This window comes from Acidovorax radicis N35, assembly GCF_000204195.1.
Classification (GTDB): domain Bacteria; phylum Pseudomonadota; class Gammaproteobacteria; order Burkholderiales; family Burkholderiaceae_C; genus Acidovorax; species Acidovorax radicis.
This window is the reverse complement of record NZ_AFBG01000003.1, coordinates 115,658-139,571: the sequence shown is the minus strand read 5'-3', so window position 1 is coordinate 139,571 and position 23,914 is coordinate 115,658. Positions and strand designations below refer to the sequence as shown.

The window sequence follows — 23,914 nt, the reverse complement described above, 5'->3', positions numbered from 1 at the left end:
ATCACGCGGGATGGCGTGGGCTGCCTTGTGGTGCCCGGCTGGGCGTGCCTGCAGGCTGGCAAGGGTTGGGGCCAGGCAACGGAGCCACGACGGCATTGGGCGATGCTGCAGTAGTGGTGGTGGCGGCGGCCACGGGTGCTGCAGCCATCGGCTGCGCCGCCGCGCGGGGGCCGCTGGCGGTGTCGGCCGCCGTGGGCACCGGTGCATCGGCTGCCGCTACCGCACTGCCAGCACTGGCTGCGCCCATTGCCCCTGCCGCTCCAGATGCAGCGCGCGCAGGTGAGGGCGACGGCGACGCACCATTGCCCGGCTTGCCCAGCTCCACCACACGCACCACGGTTCCGTCCTTCTGGATGCGCTGCTGCCCTGCGGTGACCACCATGTCTCCCAGGGCCAGGCCATCCACCACCTCCACAAAACCCGGGGTGCGGGCCCCCAGCTTGACGGGGGTGCGTTGGGTCGCGCGGCTGCCGGGCTCCTTGCCATCAACGATCTTGAGCACATAGGGGCTGCTGCCGTCGGGCACCACGGCCTCCTCGGGGATCACGCGGGCATTGCTGCGCTCCGAGAACACCGCCGTCACGCGCGCAAACATGCCGGGGCGCAGTTGCAGGCGCCGGTTGTCGATGCAGCCGCGAACCGCCACAGCGCGGCCGTCGGTGTCAATCTGAGGGTTGATGGCCTGCACCACGGCGCTGTAGCGCACGCCCGGCAGGGCGTCGAACACCACCTGGGCGGTCTGGCCCGTGCGGACCTTGTTCTGCAGGCGCTCGGGCAGGCGGAAATCCACGTAGACCGCGTCCAGGTCTTCGACATTGACAATGTCGGCGCCGTCTTTCAGGTAGTCGCCTACGTTCACGCCGCGAATACCAGCAATGCCGTCAAACGGCGCCACAATCTTCAGGCGCGAGGCCGTGGCCTGCGCCAGGGACAGCTTGGCCCGCGCCACTTCGAGGTTGGCAGCGCTTTCATCGACCGAACGCTGGCTGATGAAGCCCTGGGCCACCAGCTCCTGGTTGCGTTTGTGGTTGGCCTGCGCAATTGACAGTTCGGCCTGGCTCTGCTGGACCTGGGCGCGGGGCAACTGGTCGTCAAACTGCACCAGCACCTGCCCGCGCCGCACGCGCTCACCATCGCGGAAATTGAGCGCCGTGATGCGCCCGCTCACCTCGGGGCGCAGCACCACGCTTTGGCGTGATTTGAGACTGCCCACGGCTTCGGCATCGTCGCGCAGCGCCATCTGCCGCACAGCCACGGCCTCCACCGCCACGGGGCGGCCAGCGCCCCCTCCCTTGGCTGCAGCGCCGGCGGGTGCATTGCCCCCTGCACCGGGCGCTGACGACTCGCTGCGCGGGGGCTGCGCCGGTTTTTGAAGCCACCAGGCAGCGCCCGATGCGGCAGCGATGCCGATGACAGCGAAAACGATGTATTTGTTCTTGGACGCCATGGGTCAATGAAAGCGGGTGGTGTGGGGAGCGCAATCAAACAATGTATCAGTGCGTGTCTTGCGCTGCATCCAACCACGGTATGACCCCAAGGGCAATTGCGGCAGATTTACGCAGGCTTTACATGCTGCAGAAACAAAAAAAGCCCCCGAAGGGGCTTGCGGCGCAGAAACGCCGCCGCGCTGCGCTTTGGCATACGCCAGCGATCACCCGCGCCCCAGGGCCTTGTCGACGCCCCGGTTGGCCAGCGCATCGGCACGCTCGTTGCCGGGATCGCCAGAATGCCCTTTCACCCACCGCCATTCGATGCGGTGTCCACCCGTGCTCACGAGGGCATCCAGCCGCTGCCACAGCTCCACATTCTTGACCGGCTGCTTGGAAGCCGTGCGCCAGCCCTTGGCTTTCCAGCCATGGATCCACTCGGTGATGCCCTTGCGCACATATTCGCTGTCCAGGTACAACGTCACGGCACAGGGCCGCTTGAGGGCGGAGAGCGCCTCGATCACGGCCATCAGCTCCATGCGGTTGTTGGTGGTGCCCAGCTCTCCACCAAAAAGCTCTTTCTCCGTCGATCCCGAGCGCAACCATGCACCCCACCCTCCGGGGCCCGGATTGCCCTTGCAGGCGCCATCTGTGTATATCTCAACCTGGTTCAAACTGTGTTCCTGTCTCTGTCATCGCTGCCTGTGAATAGGCGGGAGGTGCGGCCCGTTGCCCCCACCGGGCCGGCGCGGTTGGCAATGGGCACCGTGGCGGCGGACCGCTGCCGGGTGGACCGCCAGGCGGGTTCCAGCAAACGCATGCCATGGACCCGCTTGACCGCAACCAGAAAATAGGCCGCGCCAAAAATGGGCCACCACCGCTCGCCCAGGGGGTCCATGAAGCCAAAACGCTCCAGCCACTGGGTGCTGCGCACCGCTGGACGATAACAGCCAAACTGGGCCGACTCGACCTCGAAACTCAAAAGCCTGAGCCAGTCGCGCAGGCGCCGGTAGCCAATGAACTCGCCCACGTCGGGCAGGTACAGCGTGCCCTTGCCCATGCGCTGGTACATGCGCGCACGCCACTGGCGCAATCCCCACAGGCTCGTGGGGTTCAGCCCGCTGATGACCACCCGCCCCTCGGGCACCAGCACCCGCTCCACTTCGCGCAGGGCCGCATGGGGGTCCATGCTCAGCTCCAGGGTATGGGGCAGCACCAGCAGATCGAGGCTGGCCTCCGCAAACGGCAAGGCCACGGGCTCTGTCAACAGATCCACCGCGCGGCGCTGCAGGGGGGCGTCGCCGTTACCGGTCTCCAGAAAGGCAATGGAACCCTGCACTGCCTCCTGCCCCAGCGCCAGCCACTGGTGGGGCATGCGGTTGGCACGCAGGCCATCCAGCAGGGGCATTCCGAGCTGCAGGCTGTGGTACCCAAAGATATCTGCCACCGCTTCGTCGAAGCGCGCCTGCTCCCACGCCAACAGGTACCGGCCCGGCGGGGAATCGAACCAGTGGTGCAAACCTATAATTTGATCGCTCATGAACTTGCTGCCGCTACCCGCCTTTACCGACAACTACATCTGGATGCTGCATGACGGCCGCCAGGCGATCGTCGTGGACCCGGGAGATTCCGCGCCCGTACTGCAGGCCCTGCAGCACCTTGGTGTGCAGTTGCGGACCATTCTAGTCACGCACCACCACGCCGATCATGTCGGCGGCGTGGATGCCCTGCGCAACGCCACTGGCGCCACGGTCTATGGCCCCGCCCGCGAAAAAATCCCCGAGCCGCTGCACCGCCTGGCGCACGGCGATGCGGTGGAAACGCTGGGGCTGCGCTTTGAAGTCATCGACGTGCCGGGCCACACCGCCGGCCACATTGCCTACTACTGCCCCGACATCGACGGTGCGCCCCTGCTGTTCTGCGGCGACACACTTTTTTCGGGCGGCTGTGGCCGGCTGTTTGAAGGCACGCCCGCCCAGATGCTGGACTCCCTGGACCAGCTCGCAGCGTTGCCGGGGAACACCCGCGTATGCTGCACGCACGAGTACACGCTCTCCAACCTGAAATTTGCCCGGGCCGTGGAACCCGGCAATGCGGCATTGCTCCACTACAACCACCAATGCGAGGCACTGCGGGCCAGCCAACAGCCCACACTGCCGTCGCGCATGGCCCTGGAGCGAGACATCAACCCCTTCCTGCGCGTGCGTCAACCTGCGGTGGCCCAAGCCGCCCAAGGCTACGACACGCAGGTGAATCAAGACGATGCAGTGGCGGTACTGGCCGCACTGCGCCAATGGAAAAACGAGTTTCGATGAAAATTTTGCACATCGCCTGCCTGGCTTGCGCGCTCTGGCTCACGGGCTGCGCCACCACCGGGCCTTCGCAGGACAGCGCAGCTGGCACCGCCCCTTCTTCCTCCGCCGGCGCCCCACCCCGGATCTCCCACACCCCCGTCATTCCCAACGGCCCGCTCAGGCCGATTACGGCAGCGCAGGCTGCCAGTGGCGAGGTCGCGTCGCTTTCGACCCCCGCCGACCTGTGGGACCGCATCCGCCGGGGCTTTGCGATGCCCGACCTGCAGCATGAACTGGTGCAGGACCGCGAGCAATGGTATGCCACGCGCCCCGACTACATGCAGCGCATGACCGAGCGCTCCAGCAAGTACCTGTTCCACATCGTTGAAGAGCTGGAGCGGCGCGGCATGCCCACCGAGCTGGCGCTGCTGCCCTACATCGAAAGCGCGTTCAATCCCCAGGCCGTCTCCAGCGCCAAGGCGGCTGGCATGTGGCAGTTCATGCCCGCCACGGGCAACTATTTCGACCTCAAGCAGAACGCGTTCCGCGATGACCGCCGCGATGTGCTCGCATCCACACGCGCCGCGCTCGACTACCTGCAAAAGCTCCATGGCATGTTCGGCGACTGGCACCTGGCCCTGGCCGCCTACAACTGGGGCGAAGGCAGCGTGGGACGGGCCATTGCCCGCAACCAGAAGCAGGGACTGGGCACCAGCTACACCGACCTGAACATGCCGGCTGAAACCCGCATGTACGTGCCCAAGCTGCAGGCCGTCAAGAACATCGTCGCGAATCCCGAGGCCTTCCGCACCGAGTTGCCACTCATCGAAAACCACCCCTATTTCCAGACGGTGGACATCACCCACGACATCGACGTGGCCCTGGTCGCCACGCTGGCCGGCGTGCGCGAAGAGGACTTCCGGGCATTGAACCCGTCCTTCAACAAACCGGTGATCCTGGCAGCAGGCACGCCACAAGTCCTGCTGCCCTGGGACAACGCCAAGGTGTTCCAGCGCAACCTTGAAGCGCGCCGCGAGGGGCAATATGCCAGCTGGACCGTGTGGTCCGTGCCGTCCACGATGACGGTGGCTGAGGCCGCCCAGCGGGCGGGCATGAGCGAGAACGACCTGCGCAGCATCAACAACATTCCCCCGCGCATGCTGATCAAGGCGGGTTCGGCACTCATGATCCCGCGTTCGTCCGCCATTCGCCAGGATGTGTCCTCCCACCTGGCAGACAATGGTCAGGTCGCTTTCTCGCCAGAGATCGTCACCCGCCGCACGACGGTGAAGGCCGGCAAGGGCGAGACCGTGGCCAGCATTGCCCGGCGCTACAAGCTCACGGCGGCCAACGTGGCGGACTGGAACGATGTGCGCGCGACGGCGGCCTTCAAGGTAGGCCAGCAGGTGGTGGTGTATCTGCCCGTTCGGCAGGCCGCCCCGCAGGCACGGAACGCACGCACGCCGGTGGCGCGCTCCGGCGCTGCAGGCAAGCGCGCAGCCGATGCGCCGGTGCGCCGAGGAGGTACGCCCTCCAAGGTCAAGCGCCGCTGAAACGCCACAGACGAAGCGCGAGAGGCGTGCCGAGAAGCCCGCCTCAGAACTTCAGGGAGTGCATGCCCAGCAGCCCCAGGATGCCCATGATGATGAGGTACAGCGCCACGATGGTGCTGAGCAGACGGGGCATGACGAGGATGAGGATGCCCGCGATCAAGGAGACGAGTGGGCCGACGCTGAGGGTAAAAGACATGGTGCAATCCTTGTGGGGTAGGTGACTGGTAGGCCGAGGCTACGGCAAACCGAACGCCGACGAATGTAAGCCATCTTCCCGACCCGAATGCCCGCGCCGCCACCGGAAGTGCGCGGCCTCACTTCAACATCCAAGGCTCTGGCGAAGAACCCACCGGCACGCCAGCGGCCAGCTCCAAGCGCCCCCAAGGGGCACCTCGCATTCAGACGTTGAATTTCTGCCGCGCCTTGCGCACAAAGTCGTTGGTGTAGGTGCGAGTCAGCTCCACCTTGAAATCCGCCAGCTCGGGGTGCACCCGCGACAACACGCGCAAGGCCGTGGCCGCGCCATCGTCGGGCATCATCCCATGGGTCGAATAGGTCTCGCGCACGCGGCTGAAGGCGGCCAGGTACAACCCCCGGTCTCCCATCAGATAGCCCGCGGGCACCGCCTTGACGATGTCTGCAGGTCCCGCCGTCTGCAACCACTTGAGGGCATGCACGATGCCGTTGGCCAGCGCCTGTGCCTGTGCGGCATGTTTTTGCAGGAAGGCTTGCGGTGCATAAAGGCAGCTGGCAGGCATGGCGCCGCCAAACATCTCCTGTGCGGCCTTGAGCGAACGCATGTCGCCGGCAATGCGTGTGTCTGCCTTTTGCTCCAGCAGCGTCATGATGGGGTCGGCATGGCACAGCGCGTGCACCTGGCCGGAACGCAGAGCGTTCATCGCGGCCATGCCCGAACCCACGCCGACAAATGCCACGTCGCGCGGGCCCAGGCCTGCCCGCGCCAGCACCAGGCTGGCCGCGAGGTGCGTGGACGAACCCACGGACGACACACCAAGTCGTCGCCCCCCCAAATCCGCCAGATCCTTGTAGGCAGGCAGCGAGCGCAGCGAAACTCCCAACGCCAGCTGGGGCGCACGCCCCTGCACCACCAGCGACCGATAGGCCTGGCCGCGCACCTGCTGCCGGATGGTGTGCTCGAAAGCCCCGGCACAGACATCCGCCACGCCGTCCTGCACCGCCTGCAGCGCCAGTGCACCTGCCGAAAAATCGCGCACCGTCACGTCCAGCCCTTCCGCCCGGAAGTAGCCCAGTTGGTCGGCCAGCGCCAGCGGCAGGTGGTAGAGCACACCCTGCCCACCCACGGCGATGGTGACGCTGCCCAGTGCCGCACCGTCCACCTGCGCCCGCACCATGGCAGGCGCAAACACCCCCGCCGCCGACAGGGCAGACACGGCACCAAAGGCGCGGCGAGTGAGTAAAGGACGGGTCATGAAAATCAGTGAAAATTGCAATGCTGCATTGCAACAATCGTGCCGCAGAGCCAGCAAGCCCGCATCAGGGGGAATCCCAGCGGGTTTCTACTTACCAGGGTTTAAAAATCTATAGAAACGGGACGCAACAGCCCGCAAAAAGAGCCACAGCCCATTCAAGGGCCAGCCGACGAGGGTCAGCGGTAGCCGAGAAACAGGATGCCAATGTTGACCAGCAGCGCCCCGGCCCAGACCGCACTGCGCACGGTGGGCATGTCGGACACGTACATCATGATGTAGAAGATGCGCAGCATCACATACAAAAGCGCCAGGATGTCCAGCAACGTCTGCCCCGCCCCCAGCAGGTGCGCAATGATCACGGCACCGATGAAGAACGGCAAGGCCTCGAAACTGTTGGCCTGCGCCGCATTGGCGCGGGCCCGCCAGTCCGTCTGCCGGGCCATCCAGGCGCGGGGATCGTGGTTGTCAAAACCGCCGTCCTTGCGCGACTTGCCCAGGCTGCCGCTCTTGGCGAGCCAGGCGCAGCCAATGGGAAGCAGGGCCGCGATCAGCACGCACCAGTAAGCCACTGTGAACCGTGCAACATGCATGGTGGTATTCATTTTTAAGCCTTTTTGGGCTCCAGCGCTTGATACATAAGCGCTAGCAGCTATTAAATTGTGAGTATTCTAGCCGCCGTGGACCCCTGGTTCCGTGAACTGACTACCGGCGGTCCACCAGTGCATGCGCAATCGTGCCCAGGTCCACATACTCCAGCTCGCTGCCCACGGGCACACCACGCGCCAGCCGTGTCACATGCAGCCCCCGGCTCTTGAGCGCCTCGCTGATCACATGGGCCGTGGCCTCGCCCTCGGCATTGAAATTGGTCGCCAGGATGACCTCCTGCACGGTGCCGTCGGTGGCCCGGTCCATGAGCTTTTGCAGGCCAATCTCCTTGGGGCCGATGCCATCCAGCGGACTGAGCCTCCCCATGAGCACGAAATAAAGCCCCTTGAACGCGCCCGTGCGCTCCAGGGCCGACTGGTCTGCCGGCGTTTCCACCACACACAGGCGCGTGGCATCACGCGCTGGGTCCAGACAGGTGCTGCACACCTCGGCCTCAGTGAACGTGTGGCAGCGGGCACAGTGGTGCACCGACCCCGCGGCCTCGTGCAGCGCCTGCGACAACACCTGCGCCCCCTCGCGGTCGTGCTGCAGCAGATGGAACGCCATGCGCTGCGCAGACTTGATCCCCACCCCCGGCAACCGGCGCAGCGCCTGGATCAAAACGTCGAGGGAATCGGTGGTGGACATTGGTTGGGATGGAAATCTGGAAAAACTTGGGGCGCTTGTAGCGGCAGGACGGCTTCGACAAGCTCAGCCCGAACGGTTGTGTGGAGAAGAGGCTTCACCCCTCGCAAGCTCTCCACCACGAACAAACAACAAAAAAGGTCTCGCTGAACCCGGTATTCACACCCCGCCTTCACGGGCGTAGCGAGCGGGATGAGCTGCTAGGCGGGCGGAGCACAGGAACCGGAACGTACTTGAAGTACGCGAGGATTCCGAGCACCGCCCAACGACGCAGATCGCCCGCTCGGTAGCCAGCCTCAGAAGGGGAATTTCATGCCGCCGGGGAGGCCTGGCATCCCTTGCGTCAGCTTGCCCATCTTCTCCGCCGAAGTTTCCTCCGCCTTGCGCACCGCCGCATTGAACGCCGCCGCCACGAGGTCTTCCAGCATGTCCTTGTCTTCGGCCAGCAGGCTCGGATCGATGGTGATGCGCTTGACGTCGTGTTTGCAGGTCATCAGCACCTTCACCAGGCCAGCACCCGATTCACCTTCCACCTCGATGAAGGCCAGTTCATCCTGCGCCTTCTTGAGGTTGTCCTGCATCGCCTGGGCTTGCTTCATGAGGCCGGCGAGTTGTCCTTTGTTGAACATGGTGTGGTTTCCTTTTCAGTTTCTATCGTTGGATACAAGTACGTAATGAGAGGGCGTGCAGCGGGTCATCATGCAGGCTTGATGCTGCCCGGCACGATTCTCGCGCCGTAGTCACGCATCAGCGATTGGACGAAGGGATCGTTGTTCACGATTTCTTCTGCGCGGCGCTGGCGCTCGGCAGCGGCAGCTGCGTTGCGGCGGGCGGGGCTGTCGATGACAACACCCACTTCCACCGTGATCTGGGTGGCGTGGCCGGCAGCCTCCAGCGCGGCGCGCAGGCGCTCGCGTGCGGTGGGCTGGTTCAGGGACTCACGCTCCACACGCAGCAGCCAGTGGCCCCCGTCGCGCGCCACCAGTTGCGACTGCAGGGCCAGCTCACGCACCAGGGCGGTAATCGACTCTGCCACCACCATCTGCCGCACGGTGGCGTGCCAGACATCGCCTTCTTCCGTGGGCGTATAGCGCGCAGAAACGGGCGTGGGGGCAGAGAGCGGCAGCGGTTGCAGCCGTTCACCCGGCTCAGGCGATTCACGCACCGGAATCGCTACAAATTCAGGAGCGCCTTGCGCTTGTTGATATTGCGCTGGAGGCTGATTTCTTTCAAACCTCTCGGGTGTCCGCACCGAGAGCACCGTGGCGGCTAAACCCATAGGCGGCACGGAGCCCGGCTCGTCCGAGCCCGGCCAGGGAGGCGGTTCAGAGGAATCGGCAGGTTCGGAAGACAGGTCTTGCACCACCGGTGGTGCCAAGCCTGCAGCCGCAACTACGGCTGCCACCGCTGCTGCGGGTGAAGCCGCTTGCGCCGGGGCCACAGGCGCAGCGCCCACCGGAAGAGCCTGCGGCGCAGGAGCCACCCCCGTTCGAACCACGGGCGCCGGCACAGCGACAGCCGCAGCGGCAGGTGCCGCAGAAACCGCCGTTGCTGAACCGGAAGACGCGGTTTCAGCCCGCGTCAGAGTTTTTTTTTCAGCCGAATCGCCCGAAGGCTTGAACGCCAGCAAGCGCAGCAGGACCATGGTCAGTGCCGCGTACTCATCCGGCGCCAGGCCCAGTTCACCACGCCCGTGCAAGCACAGGCTGTAGAGCAACTGGGTTTCGTCGGCAGGCATCAACGCAGCCAGGCGGGCTGTTTCTGCCGCTTCGGGGTCATCGGCATCCACGGCGCCTGCCATTTGGGGCACGGCCTGGAACACCGCCATGCGCTGCAGCACGGCGCTCATTTCTTCCAGCGTGGAGGCGGCCGACAGGCCATTGAGGCGCAGCGTGTCCGAGGTTTCCACCACGGTCTTGCCGTCGCCCTGGGCGAGCGCATCAATGAGCCGGAACACGTAGGAACGGTCCACCGCACCCAACATCTGGCGCACGGCGGCTTCCTGCAACTGGCCACTGCCGAAGGCGATGGCCTGGTCGGTGAGCGACAGCGCATCGCGCATGGAACCCCGCGCGGCGCGCGAGAGCAGGCGCAGGGCCTGGGGCTCGGACGACACGTTCTCCGACGCCAGCACCTGCGTGAGGTGCGACAACACGGTCTCTGGCGCCATGGGGCGCAGGTTGAACTGCAGGCAGCGACTCAACACCGTGACCGGCACCTTCTGCGGGTCCGTCGTGGCCAGCACAAACTTGAGGTACTCGGGCGGCTCTTCCAGCGTCTTGAGCATGGCGTTGAACGCCGTGTTCGTGAGCATGTGCACTTCGTCGATCATGAAGACCTTGAAGCGCCCTTGCACAGGCTTATAGACGGCCTGTTCCAGCAGGCTCTGCACCTCGTCCACACCCCGGTTGGAGGCCGCGTCAAGTTCGGTGTAGTCGGGGAAGCGACCGCTGTCGATGTCTGTGCAGGCCGAGCAGACGCCACACGGCGTGGCGGTGATGCCGCCCTGCCCGTCTGGCCCCTGGCAGTTGAGGGACTTGGCCAGAATGCGCGACACCGTGGTCTTGCCCACGCCCCGCGTGCCCGTGAACAGGTAGGCGTGGTGCAGGCGCTGCTGGGTGAGCGCGTTGGTCAAGGCCTGCACCACGTGCTCCTGCCCCACCATTTCGGTGAAATTGCGGGGACGGTACTTGCGGGCGAGCACGAGGTAGGACATCCGGCAGATTCTACGGGCTGGGCCGGGTGTCCTTTCGGCATCCCGGGCAACGGGGCTGTTCAGAAAAGTGCACCCGCATCCGTCGTACAATCTCAGGTGACGGGCCTCCCCGCATGGTGAAGCGGCCAACCGGGTCAGGTGGGGAACCAAGCAGCCCTAACTGTGGAGTCAGTGCCGGGGGTAAGGCTCGTCAACTTCTTTTTTCGGTGCCGTTGCGCGCCTGCGCAATGGTCCCGGCGCCATGTTCGCGCCCACCCCCTCCCCACTTTCATTCGGCACGACATCTGTCCTGCGGGCCAGGGCAGCCTTTGGCCTCCTGTCAGCGCTGTCCGACACCGTTTTGCGGTGTGCCGGATTGCACAACCCCGGTGGAAAGCGCACACTTTGTTGCATCGCTTCATCCTTTATTTTCATCGGGTGCTGCCATGTCGACCCGCCGAACTTCGCCAGTGATTCCTTACCGCCATGGCGCGCTGGCGGTCGGTTTGAGTCTTGCAACAGCCAGTGCAGCATGGGGAGCCGATCCGCGCGGTCTTCGGTTTGCCGACGAAGCCTGGGCCAGTTTGCAACAAGAAGCCAGCATCCGGTCTTCATCCACCTATGAATTGAACAGTGTCGTGCTGCCCAGCCTGGGTGAGGCACCTTTCTGGCAGACGACGGGAGCGGTCCACACGGGCAGCAGCGTCCACAGCACACAGCAGATCGGCATGACACGCTGGTTCACGCCAGGTTCGCCCGAATCGCTCTCATCGCCCGATGCGCGGAGCAGTTTCGGGCTGCTGCTGGGCATGACCGCACCCGCCCCATCTGCTGGCGCAGCCCCCCTCACAGCGGGCGCTATGGTGCCCGCGAGTTTGGACCTGGGGGTGCGCTGGCGGTCCCGCCTCGACAGCGGGCACCATCTGGACATCACGGCCTGGGCGCGCGCGCCCCAATGGAGCCAGCCTCAGGATGCCATGGGCATGATCTGGCAGTCTCAGCCGCCGATGTACGGAACCCGGATGGAGGTGCAGTGGGCATCCTCCCGCACCGGAGGGCTGGTGCCCGAGTTTGGGGCTGTGGGCGTGCAATTGCAGGGCGGATCGCGACTGGTGCTGCGGGCGCGCAAAGGCGGGCCCATGCTGTACTACCGCGCCAAGTTCTGACCCCCTGAGACGCTTCGCGCCTTCCCCCCGAAAGGGGACGCCTCCAGTGGACCGGTAAAGCCGGATCCACGGTGGCACTGGCGTTGACAGTGCGCCAGGTGCTGACGGCAGGTCTTCTTTAAGCGCCTTGCGCCAGCCAGCGCAGCGCGCCCTCGCCCGCCACGCGGCCGCTGGCCATGCTGGCCGTGATCAAGTAGCCCCCTGTGGGAGCCTCCCAGTCCAGCATTTCGCCCGCGCAGAACACGCCGGGTGCAGCGGTGGCCATGAGGTGGGCATCGAGCGCTTCAAAAGCCACGCCGCCTGCGGTGCTGATGGCCTCGTCCAGAGGGCGAGCGGCAATCACCGTGATCGGCAGTGCCTTGATCGCATGGGCCAGCACCACCGGGTCGTTCACACCGTCCTTGCCCAGGTGTTCGTACAGGATGCCCGCCTTGATGCCATCCAGCCCCAAGCGGCTCTTGAGGTGGCTGGACAACGAGCGTGATCCGCGTGGATGGCGCACCTCCACCAGCACGCGTTCGGGCGTGTGGTCGGGCAGCAAATCCAGATGGAAAGTGGCATGGCCGTGCGCCTCGATCTCGTCGCGCAGCAGGTGCGACGCGGCATAGACCAGGCTGCCCTCGACGCCCGTCGCGGTGGCCACGAATTCGCCCCGCCGGCTGAAGGTGCGGCCCTGGCTGTCGCTCAATGCGAGCGCCACCGTCTTGAAGGGCTGGCCCGCAAAACGCTCGGCAAAGTGGGGCGTCCAGCCTGTAGCGGGCTCAGGCGTGCGGCCAATGAGTTCCTGCAGGAACGCGCGGCGCGTCTCGCCCGCAGGCACGTCACCACGCAGCACGTCGAAACCGCAATTGGCGGGGCGCAGCGGTGCCACGGCAATCCCGCGCTCGGCCAGAAAGGGCACCCAGGCGCCGTCCGAACCCAGGCGTGCCCAGCTTCCCCCGCCCAGCGCCAGCACCACGGCGCGCGCATGCACCACCCTGTCGTCGCCGGATGGCGCGGCAAAGCGCAGCGCACCATCGCCCGCCCAACCCAGCCAGCGGTGCCGCATGTGGAACAACACACCCTGCCCCCGCAAGCGCTGCAGCCAGGCGCGCAGCAACGGCGCTGCTTTCATGTCGGAGGGAAAAACCCGGCCCGATGTGCCCACAAAGGTCTCCACCCCCAGCCCCTGCGCCCAGGCGCGGATCTCGGGCCCGCCAAACGCGGTGAGCCAGGGTTCAACCTGCGGCTGGCGCTCTGCAAAACGGGTGGCAAACGGCGCATGGGGCTCGGAGTGCGTGAGGTTCAGCCCCCCTTTGCCGGCCAGCAGGAACTTGCGCCCCACCGAGGGCATGGCGTCGAACAGATGGACCACCACGCCCGCTTGCGCCAGCACTTCGGCGGCCATGAGCCCGGCAGGGCCTCCGCCCACGATGGCGACATCGCAGCGCAGGTCGGCCACGGTATCGGGGGCGGGAGGAACAGCAACATTCATGGGAAAACCTTTGGAGGGGGCAGGAGCCTGTCGGACTTGGAAATCGGAATGACCGTCAGAACAAGGAACCCTGGAGCGAATCGTCAGCGCCGGGCCTCTGCGGCGGGGGCGGCGATGCGGTCTTCGGTTCCTGCGCGGCGGGGGCGAGAGTATGCCGCAGAGCCGCCTCGGTGACTGGCTGCACGCCAGGCCCGGCAAGGGATATCTCCGGCACCAGCACCAGGCGCCCGTCGCCCGTGAGGAAAGCCGCGCGCACGGGTTCGCCAGGCGCCTGCCCCCGCACGGCGCTGCGGTAGCGCTGCAACTGCGCCAGCAGTGCGGGCTGGCGCTCGGGCTCGGCGGCACTTTTGTAGTCCAGCACCCACCAGCCCACACGCTCGGGTGGCTGGTGACAGTGCACCAGTCGGTCGATGCGCAGGCTTTGGCCCTGGTAGCGCAGGGGTGCTTCGTTGATGGCGGTGTCCACCACCGTGGCATCCCAGGCCCAGGCGCCTTCGCCCGCCAGGATGCGCTGTGCCGTCTGGGCTGCAACCCGCGCGGCGCCCACGGTGATGTCGAAGTCCTGCGCCAGCCGCGCTACGCGGGCTGCCGGCCAGCCCTGGGCGCGCAGTTCCATCAGCGAAACACCTGCCACGCCGGCCTGCTCCAGCAACTGGTGCATGGCCTCGCCCAGGCGCGATGCAGGGCTGGACAACGATGCCTCCGGGTCGGCCGGATCAGTGCCTTCTTCCACCACCCGGAGAGTAGTGCGCAGTTCGGCAGGAAGCACAGGCAACTCGGCCAGCGTGAATTGGTCGTGCATGCTGCCCGTCCTCGCTGCAACCCCATCGACTTCAACGACCTCGTCCAACCCCTGCGCATCCGCAACCAAGGGTGCCAGCCGGTTCCACCAACTGCCGGGCGCTGACACGCTGGGCAGCACGGACGACAGTGCCAGGCAATGTTTGGCGCGTGTCATGGCCACGTACAGCATGTTGAGCTCTTCGCGCTGACGGGCCTGTTGCTCGGCGGCCAGGGCGGCTTCGGCGCTGGGGGGCGGGCTGGATTCGCTGGCCAGAAAGACAAAACCTGCGGGTTCGGTCTTTTCGCCGGGCCAGTCCACCAGCACGCCCATGGTCTCGGCCTTTTGTGGGCGGGTGTCGGTGTCGAGCAGCAGCACGCAGCGCGCCTCCAGCCCCTTGGCGCCGTGCACGGTGAGCAGGCGCACCGCCTGCGCATCCACCCGGCCAGGCGCACGCACGCCGCCCTTCTTCATGGCACGCACAAAGGCATAGGGCGTGAGGTAGCGGCCACCGTCGTGCTGCAGCGCGGCCGACAGCAGCGCGCGCAGGTTGGCCAGCACCGCCATGCGCTGCGCGGCGGGCGTGGCAGCGGCAAAGCGGGCCAGCACGTCGCCATGCTGGTAGATGGCATGCAGCGCGTCGTGCGGTGGTAAGGCGTCCACCCAGGCTTTGTATTGGGCCAAATTGGCCGCTAGCGCTTGTTTATCAAGCGCCATTAGCTCACTTTTTTGTAGCAAATCGAACCAACTAGTGCCCGCGTGCTCTGGCTGGCGGCGCAGCTTCGCCAAGGCCACCAAGGCCTCGTCGCCCAGGCCAAACAGTGGCGACTTGAGCGCACGCGCCAGCGAGAGGTCGTGCCCGGTGGAAACCAGGGCATCCAGCAGCGCCACGATGTCCTGCACCTCGGGCGCGTCGAACAGATCGGCCTTTTCGGGCTGCACACAGGGCAAATGCAAGGCGCGCAGGGCGTCTTGCATGGCCGCAAGCCGGTCGCGCTTGCGGGCCAGCACCAGCACTTCGTTCGGCGGCGTACCCGCAGCAATCTGCGCCGCCACCCAGGCGGCAGCCTGCGTGCATTCGCGCATGCGCTGGGTTTCTTCGGCCTCGTGGCGTGGCTCGGTCAGGCTGTCGCGCCAGGCCATGGGGTCGTTGCCGGGGCCATCGTCGGCATCAGCGGGCAGGATGGCCGGCAGGCGCAGCAAGGTGCCCGGGTCGGTCGACTCGGTGGTGTGGTCGCGAAAACCCGTGGTCTCGTGCTGCGCCTGCGCCGTGCCCATCACGTGGTTCACGGCGGCGATCACGCCCGTGGCGTTGCGGCGGGTGTGGTCGCAGCTGAGCAGGTCGCCCCCCAGCCCATCGCGCACAAAAGCCTGCGCGGCGATGAACACCTGCGGCTCGGCGCGGCGAAAGCGGTAGATGCTCTGCTTCGGGTCGCCCACGATGAAGACGCTGGGCGGCTGCTGGCCACTGGCGCCGCCGCCCGAGCCCGCATAGCCTGACAACCAGGCATGCAGCGCCTGCCACTGCAGCGGGTTGGTGTCCTGGAACTCATCCACCAGCAGGTGGCGGATGCGTGCATCCAGCCGCTCCTGCACCCAGCCCGACAGGATCGGGTCGGCCAGCATGACCAGGGCCGTGCGCTCCACATCGTTCATGTCCACCCAGCCATGCTGCTGCTTGACGGCGGCAAATTCCGCGATCAGGCAGCGGGCCAGCCGGGCCATGCGCTGCTGGTGTTGCCAGGCGTCGTGCTGGCGGCGCGCGGTGAGCAGGCGCTGCAGCTCGGGCTCGGCCTCCTGCGCGGCGGCGAACTTTTCGAGATTCTTCGACAACCGGTCTTCCTTGGCCACGAACATGGCCTTGCGCAACACGTCCAGGCGCAGGTTCAGGTCGCCGCAGGCCAGCGCATCGATGATGGCGTCGGCCGCCTTTTGTGGCGTCTTGTTGGCCTCGGCCCCCAGGGCCTTGGCGCGGGCCAGCCAGCGCTGGTGGCAAGCGTCGTCCTGCAGCGCGTCGGCGGGCTCGTTGAAAGCGGCCAGATCCGGGTACTGCACCTGGAATGGAGGCACCGAGGCATCGACCACCCCCGCCACATCGGCCAGGTCAAACTCCACCCGCTTGGAGAGCGCCGCCGCCAGCGCCTTGTGGGTTTGCGAGCGGCCATGGCGCGCGACTACCGCCTCGTAGTCGGCCCGCAGGCTGGCGCTGGTGGCGACCGTTTGCAGGAACGGCCCCCACACCTCACGCACGGCCTCGGCATCGTCTTCGAGCAGCTCAAAATTGGCAGGCAAGCCCTGGGCCTGCAGCAGCGCCAGCGGGGCCGTGCCGAGCAGCGCTGCAAACCAGCTGTGGAAAGTGCGGATCTGTACCGGGCGGCCACTGGCCAGCATCTGGCGGTATAGATTTTGTAGCGCCTCGCGCTTGTCCAGTGCGCGCTGGGGGCTGATTCCTCTTGCAACCAGCTCCCGGGTCAGGTCATCCAGCGGTGCCTCGGCAAACGCCTCCAGCCATTCCTGCAGGCGCTGGCGCATTTCACCGGCCGCCTTCTTGGTGAAGGTGATGGCCAGTATCTCGTGCGGCGCGGCGCCGTCGAGCAAGGCCCTCAGCATGCGCGAGACCAGCATCCAGGTCTTGCCCGCGCCCGCGCAGGCCTCCACCGCCACGCTGCGCGCGGGGTCGCAGGCGATGGCGTAGAACGCCTCGCGCGAGACGGGGTGGCCGTTGTGTTCGTAGGCAGCTTGTTCAGTCATTTCCAGAATCCGCTTGCCCTGCTGCACTGCCAGCTGCCACTGCGCCCCCGCGCTTCGAACCCGACGCGCCCCCAGCGCGAGGGACGCCGCGCAAGGGCCGCCCCGCCGCGCTGGCGTCGTCCCCCCTCCCGGCGCAGCCGAGAGAGGGGGTGAAGCCGCGCAGCGGCTCAGGGGGGTGTCCTCTAGTCATTCCAGAAATCCTTACGACACAGGCCGCGCGCAACGCAGTAGTCGCAGACCATGCCCTCACCCAGCGCGGGCATGGGGTCGCCCGCAGCGATGCGTTCGAAGTCGTGCTGAATGCCTTCCACGAGCAGGTCGCGCAGGTGCACCACCTCTTCCTGTTCGTGCATCTGCGTCTCGCCCCGCTCGCCCACGTTCACGTAGGCGGCGCGCAGCGTGTCGTGGCTCAGCAAGGCTGCGTAGAAAGCAAGCTGGGTGTCTTCGGCACCCGCGCCAATGCGCTTGCGCGTGACGGTGTCGTTTTCGGTCTTGTAGTCGATGACCAGCGGCGTGGGCTCGCCGGTGGACGAGATGGCATCGATGCGGTCGATGGTGCCCACCAGCTGCAGGGCCCCCAGCGGTTGGGTGGTCTGCACCTCGGCCTGCCGGAAGTGCCCCCCAGCCTGCTCATGCTGCGCAAGCCAGCGCAGATAGCCATCGCGCACCTGCGGCCAGCCTGCGGCAAACGGTAGAAAGTCGCCCTCCCCCAGGCCTTGCTGCAGCGTGACGGCCTGCGCGGCACTGTCCATGCGGGCCACCCGCGCGGCAGCGTCGTCGGTCGGGTCGGCCAGCAGCTCTTCATGAAAATGCTGGAGCACCGCGTGAAGCCAGTTGCCGAAGTCGCGTTTGTCCACCTCAGCCGCCAGTTCGTCGGCCTCTTGCAGGCCCAGCTGGCGCAGCGCAAAAAAGCGGTAGGGACAGTGCCGCAGGTCGGAATACGCGGTGGACGACAGGCGTACCACCGGCAGCGCGCTCCCATCGGGCAAGGGACGCGCCGTGGGGTTGGCCGCCACGGTGCGCTGGCTGCGGTCGTCCGCGCCCTGGGTGGCCGCGCCGTCCAGGTGCAACGCCAACACCAGCGCGCTGGCCAGCAAGGGCTCGCCGCCTTCGTCGCCCGTGCGCCACAGCACATCTACCACCGGTGTCTGCAGCGCGTGTTGCCAGGCGGCGCGCTGTGCCACCTCCAGCGATTCGCGCGTGGGCAGGCCCCAGGCCTGGCGCTGCGCCTGGGTCCAGTCACCCACGGGTTCGGGCGAGGGCTGCAGGCGTTTTTCATCGCAGCCGGGCAGCACCAAGGCGGCAAACGGCCGGGCCAGCAGCTGGGGCATGGGCAGAACGATCACGGGAGCATCACCAGGCTGGGGAGGCACGTAGCGCGCGGCCTCCAGCACTTCGTTGGTCCAGCGGGTGAATTCGGGCAGAGACATGCGGCGGCCTGCGCCATCCCAGTCCTCCAGCTCGGCCTCCTGGCCTACCTGCAGGCGCAGTGCCATCAGCACGCGGGCGCCTGCGGGGTCCTCATCCAGGGCAGACCACTGGCCACTGCCCACCAGCAATTCACGCAAGGCCTGCAGCCACTGTGCCAGCGGGCGCGGCGCGCGCAGGGCTTCGCGCCAGCCCTGTACCTGGGCCACACAGGCTGCCAGGGCGGGCTTGTCCGACCAGTCGCGCCCGGCAGCGCCGGACCAGGTGGCGACTGAAGCCTTGCGCAATGCACGCTCCAGACCATTGAGCACCGTGGGGTCAAAAACCGGCGCATGTTTTAGCCAGTCGAGCACCTCATCGGCCGAGGCATTCCAGGCCGAGGCCTTGAGCGCGGCCATAAGTTGCGCCGCAGCCCGGGTGGTGGACAACGTCCAGCCGTTTTCATCGCGCACCGCTACACCGCAACTGGCCAGATGCGCGCCAATGCGGCGCGTGAGGGCGCGGTCATTGGCCGCCAGCGCCACCGGGGTGCGGCCGGCCACCACATGCGCCAGCACACAGGCGGCGGCACGCTGGGCTTCATCCTCGGCATCCTGCGCGGCGTGCAGCGCAATGTGGCCTGCGGCATGGGCGTCTGTCGCCCCAGGCGGTAAGACCAGGGCCGCGGCCTTGTCGCCCCAATGGACCTGCAGGGCCTGCGCCAGGGGCTCGACTTGAAAGCCTTGCAGCACCACCAAAGCGTCCACCGACTGGCGCACGCCGGGCTCGAACAACACGTCGGTGGCATGGCGCGAGGCCAGCACCCACTCCAGCGCAATGCGGGCCACCACGGCCTCAAACCGCAAGGTGGAGCCTTCGTCGGGCTCGGGCATAAGGCTGCGCGCCTGAATGCCCCAGGCTTCACGCTGCAGCGGGGCGATGGCCGCCACAGCCACCGCCAACTGGGCAGCAGCCTCTTGCAGAGGCACCGCCAGCACATCGCGTTGCGCGGCCAAGCCGGCGCGATCAAGCAAGGTACGCGCAGTGAGGGTGTCGCGTGCCACGTCTCCAGCGAGGTCATCGCCCTGCGGCACAAAGGCCGCCAGCTGTCGGGCCCAGTTGCGTGTAGTTTCGAAACGGGGGGCAAATCCGTCGGCATGGTGCAAGGCCCAATAGCGCTGAGCCCAGGGCATGAGCTGCGCATAGGGAACCAGCACCACGGTGCGCGCAGGGTGGGCCCGCAGCCCCTGCATATGCGCCTCTACCTGGGCCAGCACACGTTGCCACACTGCGGCGCATTGATCACTTTTCGCTATGACAGTCATAGCGTCGCAAGGCCCGGCCACACCGGTGAACGTGGGATTGGTTTCTGTCACAATGCCCTGACTTTAAACGTACACCGGTCACAACCCGCTCAAAATCAAGGAATCCGCCATGGCCAGCGAACTCATCAAACATGTCTCTGACGCCAGCTTTGAAGCCGACGTGCTCCAGCCCGGCTCCGCCGTGCTGGTGGACTACTGGGCCGAATGGTGCGGCCCCTGCAAAATGATCGCCCCCATCCTGGACGAAGTGGCAGGCACCTACCAGGGCAAGCTGCAGATTGCCAAGATGAACGTGGACGAAAACCGCGAGATCCCCGCCAAGTTCGGCATTCGCGGCATCCCCACGCTGATGCTGTTCAAGGATGGCCAGTTGGCCGCCACCAAGGTCGGCGCCATGAGCAAGGCGCAACTGACCGCCTTCATCGATCAGCAACTGGCCTGATCCACACCCACAACCCCGCGCCCGCCCATGCACGCGGGGTTGTTTGTTTTCACGACACAGATTGCAGCGCCAGACACAGACCGAATTCGGACCCCGTGAATCGCCCGCTTTATTTCCTGTCATAATTCCTTCAGATCACCGGCCTGCACGCATTGGCAGCCGGACCGAGATCCCCGGCGAGCCAGACCTGCAAACAGCAGCCCATCTGGCACCAGCCCTCCTCCCCCAAGATTCATACCAGCTCCGCCAAGGAGTCATTCCATGCACTTAAACGAACTCAAGGCACTGCACGTGTCTGAAGTCCTGAAGCAAGCCGAAGAACTCGAAATCGAAAATACCGGCCGCATGCGCAAGCAGGAGCTGATGTTTGCGATCATCAAGAAGCGCGCCAAGACCGGGGAACAGATCATTGCCGACGGCGTGCTGGAGATCCTGCCCGACGGCTTCGGCTTCCTGCGCAGCCCGGACACGAGCTTTACCGCCAGCACGGACGATATCTACATCAGTCCCAGCCAGGTGCGCCGTTTCAATCTGCACACCGGCGACATGATCGAAGGTGAAGTCCGCACACCCAAAGACGGTGAACGTTACTTCGCACTGAACAAACTCGACTCCGTCAACGGCGGCCCGCCGGAGCAGAACAAGCACAAGGTGATGTTCGAAAACCTGACGCCCCTGTTCCCCAAGGAGCAGATGCGCCTGGAGCGCGACGTCAAGAGCGAAGAGAACATCACCGGCCGCATCATCGACATCATCGCCCCCATCGGCCGTGGCCAGCGCGCGCTGATCGTCGCCCCGCCCAAGAGCGGCAAGACGGTGATGATGCAGCACATCGCCCACGCCATCACGGCCAACAACCCCGATGTGCACCTGATGGTGCTGCTGGTGGACGAGCGCCCTGAAGAAGTGACCGAAATGCAGCGCACGGTGAAGGGCGAAATCATCGCCTCCACCTTCGACGAGCCCGCCGCCCGCCACGTGCACGTGGCCGAGATGGTGATCGAGCGCGCCAAGCGCCTGGTCGAGCTGAAGAAGGACGTGGTGATCCTGCTCGATTCGATCACCCGCCTGGCCCGCGCCTACAACAACGTCGTGCCGTCGTCCGGCAAGGTGCTGTCGGGTGGTGTGGACGCCGCCGCGCTGCAGCGCCCCAAGCGCTTCTTCGGCGCCGCGCGCAAGGTCGAGGAAGGTGGCTCGCTCACCATCATCGCCACCGCCCTGGTCGACACCGGCAGCCGCATGGACGAAGTGATCTTTGAAGAATTCAAGGGCACCGGCAACTGTGAAATCCACCTGAACCGCCGCCTGTACGAAAAGCGCGTGTTCCCCGCGATTGAACTCAACAAGAGCGGCACGCGCCGCGAAGAGCTGCTGCTGGCGCCCGAGATCCTGCAAAAGACCCGCATCCTGCGCCAGTTCATGTACAACATGGACGAGATCGAGTCGATGGAGCTCATGATCAAGAACATGAAGGCCACCAAGACCAATGTGGACTTCTTCGACATGATGCGAAGGGGAGGGTAACAACCCCCTGAGGCGCTTTCGCGCCTTCCCCCTTCTCTCGAATTGCTACGCAATTCGGGAAGGGGGACACCGCCAGCGCGGCGGGGCGGCCCTTGCGCGGCGGTTCTGGCCAAGACCGTGCCAGTTTCAGCGGTCACAGGCCAACGCGAAAATGCCATCCAACCGCCTGTGCCATAATAGAGGGCTTTTTCTGCGGAAAGTACGCTGGATGTTCCACGGCGCAAAGGTTGCACCGGGTTCAGCACGGCTCCCGCACTTGACAAGGATTGATCATGAAAGAAGGCATTCACCCCAACTACCGCGAAGTCCTGTTCTCGGACCTGTCCAACGGTTTCAAGTTCGTGACCCGTTCGTGCGTGAACACCAAGGAAATGGAAACCTTCGAAGGCAAGGAATATCCGCTGTTCAAGCTGGACACCTCCTCGGAGTCGCACCCCTTCTACACCGGTACGCAAAAGTCGGTGGACAACATGGGTGGCCGCGTGGAGCGCTTCCGCAACCGTTTCGGCAAGACCGCAGCGAAGTAATTCGTCCTTGCGTTCCCGCCAAAAAGGCAGCCCGGGCAACCGGGCTGCCTTTTTCTTTGGTTTTGCCCTTATTCTCGGTGGCTCCGCTTTTGCCGCCCTCTGACGCGTGAATCCACCAACCCCCGCCATCGTTACCCAGAACGCTGTCAGCCCCCTGCCACGCTGGGCACTGGTCCTGCTTTGTATTGCCTACGTCGTGCCAGGCTTCATCGGGCGCGATCCGTGGAAAAGTGCGGATGTCACGGCGTTTGGCTACATGCTGGAACTGGCCCACGGGCGTACGCCCTGGCTGAGCCCCCTGCTGGGCGGCATGCCCCCGGAGACCGAAGGACTGCTGCCGTACTGGCTGGGTGCATGGGCCATCCAGCTGGCGCCACAGTGGGGTTCTGCCGAAATGGCGGTTCGACTCCCCTTCGCCTTCCTGCTGGTCATCACCCTCATTGCCACGTGGTACGCCGTCTACTACCTCGCCCGCAGTCCCGGAGCCCAGCCTGTGGCTTTCGCCTTTGGAGGCGAAGCCAACCCACCCGACTACGCCCGCGCGATTGCCGATGGCGGGCTGCTGGCACTGATTGCCTGCCTGGGTCTCGCGCAGCTCTCGCATGAAGTCACCAGTTATCTGGTGCAGCTCAGTTGTACGGCGCTGATCTTCTTTGCGGTTGCAGCCATGCCACACCGCACCGTGGCCCCTGCCGTGGCGCTGGTCGCGGGCCTGGTCGGGCTCACGCTGGCGGGCGCTCCCGCGCTTGCGGCATTGCTGGGGTTGGGCAGCATGGCGGTGGTGGTGTATGCGCCCGGCAGCCCGACAGACCGCCGCCTGCGCTGGGCGCTCACCCTGGCGGCGATCACGCTGGTGGCGGCATGGATCGCCTGGGGGCTGGATCTCTGGCGCTGGCGGATCGTGGGTTCCGGCTCTGGCGGCAAGGAATGGCAGAGCCTGGCGCGGCTGCTGCTATGGTTTGGATGGCCCGCCTGGCCCCTCGCGCTGTGGACCCTGTGGCGATGGCGCAAGCAGATCATCAGCCGCCAGGGGCACCGGCACCTGCTGCTTCCGCTGTGGTTCTCGGCGGTTTCCATCGCTGCCACCTTCACTACCCAGCCCGCAGACAGGGCCTTGCTGCTCGGCCTGCCGGCCCTGGCCGCACTGGCCGCGTTCGCCTTGCCGACGTTGCGACGTAGCGTGGGGGCTCTGATCGACTGGTTCACACTGCTGTTCTTCACCATTTCTGCACTGGCGATCTGGGTGATCTGGATTGCCATGCAGACGGGCGTTCCCGCCAAGCCTGCGGCCAATGTGGCCAAGCTGGCCCCCGGTTTTGTGCCGCAGTTTTCTGCGCTGGCCCTCATCGTGGCCCTGGCGGCCACCGTGGGCTGGTGCAGCCTGGTGTGGTGGCGCGCCTCGCGCAACCGGGCCCCGATCTGGAAGAGCCTGGTGCTGCCCGCCAGCGGCGCTGCGCTGGGCTGGCTGCTGCTGATGACCCTGTGGCTCCCACTGCTGGACTACGCCCGCAGCTACCGCCCCCAGGTTCGCAGCGTGATGGCCACATTGGGCCCGTCCCCGGGCTGCGTGCAGACCGTGGGACTAAACCGCGCCCAGGTGGCGGCACTGCAGTACCACGGCGGCCTTTCGCTGCAACGGGCAGGCCTGCAGGACGAGTGCGACTGGCTGGTGGCGGACATCGCTTCCTGGCCTCCGTCGGAGCGCATGGTGAATGTGGCGCGCTGGGAAGCCCGAGCCACCATTCCACGCCCCACTGACAAGAACGACCACCTCCTGGTGTTTCACCGTGCGGGGCCTGCACGCTGA

General features: G+C 66.0%; 19 protein-coding genes and 1 other RNA gene. 8 read left to right on the top strand and 12 right to left on the bottom strand.

The annotated features are described in order from the left end of the window. Position 1: 1 nt before the first annotated feature. From ARADN35_RS0100625 to ARADN35_RS25595, 3 genes are all read right to left on the bottom strand, one after another. On the bottom strand, positions 2-1,447 hold the full coding sequence (locus tag ARADN35_RS0100625; protein WP_010457947.1) for an efflux RND transporter periplasmic adaptor subunit: 1,446 nt from the start codon (positions 1,445-1,447) through the stop codon (positions 2-4). A gap of 204 nt (positions 1,448-1,651) precedes the next feature. Continuing rightward, on the bottom strand, positions 1,652-2,101 hold the full coding sequence (gene rnhA / locus ARADN35_RS0100620) for a ribonuclease HI (RefSeq protein WP_010457945.1): 450 nt from the start codon (positions 2,099-2,101) through the stop codon (positions 1,652-1,654). Then, positions 2,098-2,967 carry a class I SAM-dependent methyltransferase gene (locus ARADN35_RS25595; protein ID WP_081474531.1) on the bottom strand — a complete coding sequence of 290 codons (870 nt, stop codon included), beginning with the start codon at positions 2,965-2,967 and terminating at the stop codon, positions 2,098-2,100. The genes rnhA and ARADN35_RS25595 overlap by 4 nt, the downstream gene beginning before the upstream one ends. Between ARADN35_RS25595 and gloB the strand changes: the two genes are divergently transcribed. Together gloB and ARADN35_RS0100605 are read left to right on the top strand one after the other, a co-directional pair. Next, positions 2,966-3,742, top strand: a complete 777-nt coding sequence (gloB, locus tag ARADN35_RS0100610; protein WP_010457941.1) for a hydroxyacylglutathione hydrolase — start codon at positions 2,966-2,968, stop codon at positions 3,740-3,742. The genes ARADN35_RS25595 and gloB overlap by 2 nt on opposite strands. Next, complete coding sequence (locus tag ARADN35_RS0100605; RefSeq protein WP_010457940.1) at positions 3,739-5,274, top strand: transglycosylase SLT domain-containing protein; 1,536 nt, start codon at positions 3,739-3,741, stop codon at positions 5,272-5,274. The genes gloB and ARADN35_RS0100605 overlap by 4 nt, the downstream gene beginning before the upstream one ends. A 43-nt stretch (positions 5,275-5,317) precedes the next feature. Here the strand turns inward: ARADN35_RS0100605 and ARADN35_RS27090 are convergent, their stop codons facing one another. The 6 genes from ARADN35_RS27090 to dnaX form a co-directional block, all read right to left on the bottom strand. Continuing rightward, a complete protein-coding gene (locus ARADN35_RS27090) occupies positions 5,318-5,470 on the bottom strand; it encodes a DUF3096 domain-containing protein (RefSeq protein WP_010457938.1) in 153 nt (50 codons plus the stop codon). A 202-nt stretch (positions 5,471-5,672) separates the two neighbouring features. After that, positions 5,673-6,725: an ABC transporter substrate-binding protein gene (locus ARADN35_RS0100595; protein ID WP_029412782.1), complete on the bottom strand. Its 1,053-nt coding sequence runs from the start codon at positions 6,723-6,725 to the stop codon at positions 5,673-5,675. A gap of 176 nt (positions 6,726-6,901) precedes the next feature. Next, positions 6,902-7,327 (bottom strand): MAPEG family protein, encoded by a 426-nt coding sequence (locus ARADN35_RS0100590; protein ID WP_010457934.1) that lies wholly within the window; start codon positions 7,325-7,327, stop codon positions 6,902-6,904. Between the two features lie 100 nt (positions 7,328-7,427). Beyond that, positions 7,428-8,018 (bottom strand): recombination mediator RecR, encoded by a 591-nt coding sequence (recR, locus tag ARADN35_RS0100585; protein WP_010457933.1) that lies wholly within the window; start codon positions 8,016-8,018, stop codon positions 7,428-7,430. A 293-nt stretch (positions 8,019-8,311) separates the two neighbouring features. Beyond that, positions 8,312-8,644, bottom strand: a complete 333-nt coding sequence (locus tag ARADN35_RS0100580) for a YbaB/EbfC family nucleoid-associated protein (RefSeq protein WP_010457931.1) — start codon at positions 8,642-8,644, stop codon at positions 8,312-8,314. 68 nt (positions 8,645-8,712) lie between these two features. After that, positions 8,713-10,731 (bottom strand): DNA polymerase III subunit gamma/tau, encoded by a 2,019-nt coding sequence (gene dnaX / locus ARADN35_RS0100575; RefSeq protein WP_010457929.1) that lies wholly within the window; start codon positions 10,729-10,731, stop codon positions 8,713-8,715. 98 nt (positions 10,732-10,829) lie between these two features. On the opposite strand from dnaX, the gene ffs reads away from it, so the two are divergent. Both ffs and ARADN35_RS0100570 read left to right on the top strand, forming a co-directional pair. Then, positions 10,830-10,926: signal recognition particle sRNA small type (ffs, locus tag ARADN35_RS27085), an RNA gene on the top strand. Between the two features lie 230 nt (positions 10,927-11,156). Next, the gene (locus ARADN35_RS0100570) at positions 11,157-11,876 is read left to right on the top strand and encodes a hypothetical protein (protein ID WP_244265826.1); all 720 of its coding nucleotides are present in this window, start codon (positions 11,157-11,159) and stop codon (positions 11,874-11,876) included. Between the two features lie 118 nt (positions 11,877-11,994). Here the strand turns inward: ARADN35_RS0100570 and ARADN35_RS0100565 are convergent, their stop codons facing one another. From ARADN35_RS0100565 to ARADN35_RS0100555, 3 genes are all read right to left on the bottom strand, one after another. Beyond that, a complete protein-coding gene (locus ARADN35_RS0100565) occupies positions 11,995-13,350 on the bottom strand; it encodes a TIGR03862 family flavoprotein (RefSeq protein WP_010457924.1) in 1,356 nt (451 codons plus the stop codon). A gap of 55 nt (positions 13,351-13,405) precedes the next feature. Further along, positions 13,406-16,882, bottom strand: a complete 3,477-nt coding sequence (locus ARADN35_RS0100560) for a UvrD-helicase domain-containing protein (RefSeq protein WP_040420255.1) — start codon at positions 16,880-16,882, stop codon at positions 13,406-13,408. 182 nt (positions 16,883-17,064) lie between these two features. Next, positions 17,065-19,614: a PD-(D/E)XK nuclease family protein gene (locus tag ARADN35_RS0100555; RefSeq protein ID WP_029412778.1), complete on the bottom strand. Its 2,550-nt coding sequence runs from the start codon at positions 19,612-19,614 to the stop codon at positions 17,065-17,067. A 109-nt stretch (positions 19,615-19,723) separates the two neighbouring features. Here ARADN35_RS0100555 and trxA point away from each other — a divergent pair, with 109 nt between their 5' ends. From trxA to ARADN35_RS0100535, 4 genes are all read left to right on the top strand, one after another. Continuing rightward, a complete protein-coding gene (gene trxA, locus ARADN35_RS0100550; protein WP_008906761.1) occupies positions 19,724-20,056 on the top strand; it encodes a thioredoxin TrxA in 333 nt (110 codons plus the stop codon). Between the two features lie 261 nt (positions 20,057-20,317). Continuing rightward, the gene (rho, locus tag ARADN35_RS0100545; protein WP_010457918.1) at positions 20,318-21,580 is read left to right on the top strand and encodes a transcription termination factor Rho; all 1,263 of its coding nucleotides are present in this window, start codon (positions 20,318-20,320) and stop codon (positions 21,578-21,580) included. A gap of 272 nt (positions 21,581-21,852) precedes the next feature. Further along, positions 21,853-22,107, top strand: a complete 255-nt coding sequence (locus tag ARADN35_RS0100540) for a type B 50S ribosomal protein L31 (protein WP_008906759.1) — start codon at positions 21,853-21,855, stop codon at positions 22,105-22,107. Between the two features lie 106 nt (positions 22,108-22,213). Beyond that, positions 22,214-23,914 (top strand): hypothetical protein, encoded by a 1,701-nt coding sequence (locus ARADN35_RS0100535; RefSeq protein WP_029412773.1) that lies wholly within the window; start codon positions 22,214-22,216, stop codon positions 23,912-23,914.

Coding starts and splice junctions, on each gene's coding strand:
- ARADN35_RS0100625 (WP_010457947.1), bottom strand. CDS start 1,447: ATGGCGTCCAAGAACAAATACATCGTTTTCGCTGTCATCGGCATCGCT.
- gloB (WP_010457941.1), top strand. CDS start 2,966: ATGAACTTGCTGCCGCTACCCGCCTTTACCGACAACTACATCTGGATG.
- ARADN35_RS25595 (WP_081474531.1), bottom strand. CDS start 2,967: ATGAGCGATCAAATTATAGGTTTGCACCACTGGTTCGATTCCCCGCCG.
- ARADN35_RS0100605 (WP_010457940.1), top strand. CDS start 3,739: ATGAAAATTTTGCACATCGCCTGCCTGGCTTGCGCGCTCTGGCTCACG.
- ARADN35_RS27090 (WP_010457938.1), bottom strand. CDS start 5,470: ATGTCTTTTACCCTCAGCGTCGGCCCACTCGTCTCCTTGATCGCGGGC.
- ARADN35_RS0100595 (WP_029412782.1), bottom strand. CDS start 6,725: ATGACCCGTCCTTTACTCACTCGCCGCGCCTTTGGTGCCGTGTCTGCC.
- ARADN35_RS0100590 (WP_010457934.1), bottom strand. CDS start 7,327: ATGAATACCACCATGCATGTTGCACGGTTCACAGTGGCTTACTGGTGC.
- recR (WP_010457933.1), bottom strand. CDS start 8,018: ATGTCCACCACCGATTCCCTCGACGTTTTGATCCAGGCGCTGCGCCGG.
- ARADN35_RS0100580 (WP_010457931.1), bottom strand. CDS start 8,644: ATGTTCAACAAAGGACAACTCGCCGGCCTCATGAAGCAAGCCCAGGCG.
- dnaX (WP_010457929.1), bottom strand. CDS start 10,731: ATGTCCTACCTCGTGCTCGCCCGCAAGTACCGTCCCCGCAATTTCACC.
- ARADN35_RS0100570 (WP_244265826.1), top strand. CDS start 11,157: ATGTCGACCCGCCGAACTTCGCCAGTGATTCCTTACCGCCATGGCGCG.
- ARADN35_RS0100565 (WP_010457924.1), bottom strand. CDS start 13,350: ATGAATGTTGCTGTTCCTCCCGCCCCCGATACCGTGGCCGACCTGCGC.
- ARADN35_RS0100560 (WP_040420255.1), bottom strand. CDS start 16,882: ATGACTGAACAAGCTGCCTACGAACACAACGGCCACCCCGTCTCGCGC.
- ARADN35_RS0100555 (WP_029412778.1), bottom strand. CDS start 19,614: ATGACTGTCATAGCGAAAAGTGATCAATGCGCCGCAGTGTGGCAACGT.
- trxA (WP_008906761.1), top strand. CDS start 19,724: ATGGCCAGCGAACTCATCAAACATGTCTCTGACGCCAGCTTTGAAGCC.
- rho (WP_010457918.1), top strand. CDS start 20,318: ATGCACTTAAACGAACTCAAGGCACTGCACGTGTCTGAAGTCCTGAAG.
- ARADN35_RS0100540 (WP_008906759.1), top strand. CDS start 21,853: ATGAAAGAAGGCATTCACCCCAACTACCGCGAAGTCCTGTTCTCGGAC.